Here is a 2,342-nt window from a genome sequence, read left to right as displayed (position 1 = left end):
CGGACCGGCGCTGGGCCGCGGCGGCCTCCTGCTGGGCGCGCTTGGCGGGGTTGCCCGACTTGCCCTTGCGCCGCTGCGGCTGCTGCTTGCGCGCCTTCCCGCCGCCGGTGCCCGGCATACCGGGAATGCCGCCGCCGCGGGCGAGGCTCTTCATCATCTTCTGCGCCTCGCCGAACCGGACGAGCAGCTGGTTGACCTCGGACACGCTGACCCCCGAGCCGCGCGCGATCCGGGCTCGGCGGGAGCCGTTGATCTGCTTGGGGTGGGTGCGCTCGAACGGCGTCATCGACCGGACCATCGCCTCGATGCGGTCGAACTCGCGCTCGTCGAGCGCGTCGAGCTGGGCGCTCATCTGGCCCATCCCCGGCATCATCTTGAGCATCGACTTCAGCGAGCCCATCTTCTTGATGGCCGCCATCTGGCCGAGGAAGTCGTCGAAGGTGAAGTCCTCCTGGGCGAGGAACTTGCGCTCCATCTCTCGCGCCTGCTGGGCGTCGAACGCCTTCTCGGCCTGCTCGATGAGCGTGAGGATGTCGCCCATGTCGAGGATCCGGGAGGCCATCCGGTCGGGGTGGAAGACCTCGATGTCCTTGACGCCCTCGCCGGTGCTCGCATACATGATGGGCCGGCCCGTCGTGCCGACGACGGAGAGCGCGGCTCCGCCCCGGGCGTCGCCGTCGAGCTTGGTGAGGACGACACCGGTGAAGTCGACGCCGTCCTGGAACGCCTGGGCCGTCTCGACGGCGGCCTGGCCGATCATCGCGTCGATGACGAAGAGGACCTCGTCGGGGTCGACGGCCTCGCGGATGCGACGGGCCTGGTCCATGAGGTCCGCGTCGACGGCGAGCCGGCCGGCGGTGTCGACGATGACGACGTCGTAGAGCTTGTCGCAGGCGTGCTGGATGCCGTCCTCGGCGACCTGGACGGGGTCGCCGAAGCTGCGGGTCCCCTCCCCGGTCGGGCCGACCGCGTCGTGGCCGCCGACGTTGCCCCGCTCGGGGGCGAACACGGGCACGCCGGCGCGCTGGCCGACGACCTCGAGCTGGGTGACGGCGTTCGGACGCTGGAGGTCGGCGGCGACGAGGAGCGGGGTGTGGCCCTTCTCCTTGAGCCAGGCGCCGAGCTTGCCGGCGAACGTCGTCTTGCCCGAGCCCTGGAGGCCGGCCAGCATGACGACGGTCGGGGGGTTCTTGGCGAGGCGGAGCGGTCGCGTCTCCCCGCCGAGGATGTGGACGAGCTCGTCGTTGACGATCTTGATGACCTGCTGCGCCGGGTTGAGCGCCTCCGACACCTCGGCGCCGAGCGCACGCTCGCGGACGCCGTGGGTGAACTCCTTGACGACGGGCAGCGCGACGTCGGCCTCGAGCAGCGCCATCCGGATGTCGCGGATCGTCTTGTTGACGTCGGACTCGGACAGCCGCCCCTTGCCGCGGAGGTTCTTGAAGGTCGCGGTCAGGCGGTCGGACAGGCTGGTGAACACCGGAAAAGCCTAACGGGCTCAGCCCCGGGCTCCGCACCGCTGTCCGCCGCCCTTCGCGCTTCGTATGCCTGCCCCGCCTCCGCACGTGCCGGTCGGGGGCGTGGCGTGCCTCGAGTCCTTGTGGGGAAGCTGGTCAGAGCTATGACGCCAACCATCTTCCCCACAAGCGTCCGTCGCGTCGTCCCCTCCGCGTCTGCACCTCCGGGCAGGCGCGACAGCCTCCTTCGCACGTGCCGAGAAGATGTCGTCGGGCGGCCGTTTCGGGAACATCAACTCGGCACGTGCGGGGTTGTCGTGGCCGCCGAGCCGAGCCGACCACGAAAAGCCCGCACCTGCCGAGCAACCCGAACCGGCACGTGCGGGGTTGTCGTGGTCGGCGGTGAGTCGAGCCGACCACGAAAAGCCCGCACCTGCCGAGCAAGGGGAGGGCAGCGGCGAGCGGGCCAGAGCGCGAAGCGAGCCGACAGAGGTGGTAGCGAGGGATCAGGCGGGTGGGTGGCCGTCGCAGGTGTCGATGACCATGGCGACGACCTGGGCGACCTTGGCCGGCTCGAGGAGCCGGCCCCCGAACTCGGTGAGGTAGAAGGTGTCGAGGGTCTGGCCGGCATACGTCGCGATGTGGGCCGACCGGACCGAGAGCCCGGCCCGCGCGAAGGTCATCCCGAGCTCGTGGAGCAGGCCGAGCCGGTCGTCGGCCCGGACCTCGAGGACCGTCGCGTCGTCGGCCGCCTGGGGGACGACGAGCGCCCGCGCCTGACCGGGCGTACCGGACACGCCGGACGCCCCGGGCACGCCGGACGCCCCGGCCACGCCCGACGCCCCGGATGCACCGGACGGGCCGCGGGACCCCGGGGGGGGGGGG

General features: G+C 71.6%; 2 protein-coding genes. Both read right to left on the bottom strand.

Features of this window, described 5'->3' with window-relative positions; translation table 11 throughout:
* A partial coding sequence (gene ffh / locus BN12_RS21540) for a signal recognition particle protein (protein WP_048555608.1) occupies nt 1–1,480 on the bottom strand: 1,480 nt, incomplete at its 3' end.
* A 483-nt stretch (nt 1,481–1,963) separates the two neighbouring features.
* Nucleotides 1,964–2,342, bottom strand: a 379-nt coding sequence (locus BN12_RS21535) for an ACT domain-containing protein (protein WP_327152687.1), incomplete at its 5' end; no start/stop codon positions are given.

Origin of the sequence: Nostocoides japonicum T1-X7 (assembly GCF_001046855.1) — a bacterium.
Classification (GTDB): Bacteria; Actinomycetota; Actinomycetes; order Actinomycetales; family Dermatophilaceae; genus Nostocoides; species Nostocoides japonicum.
This window is presented reverse-complemented; position numbering and strand designations above follow the sequence as displayed.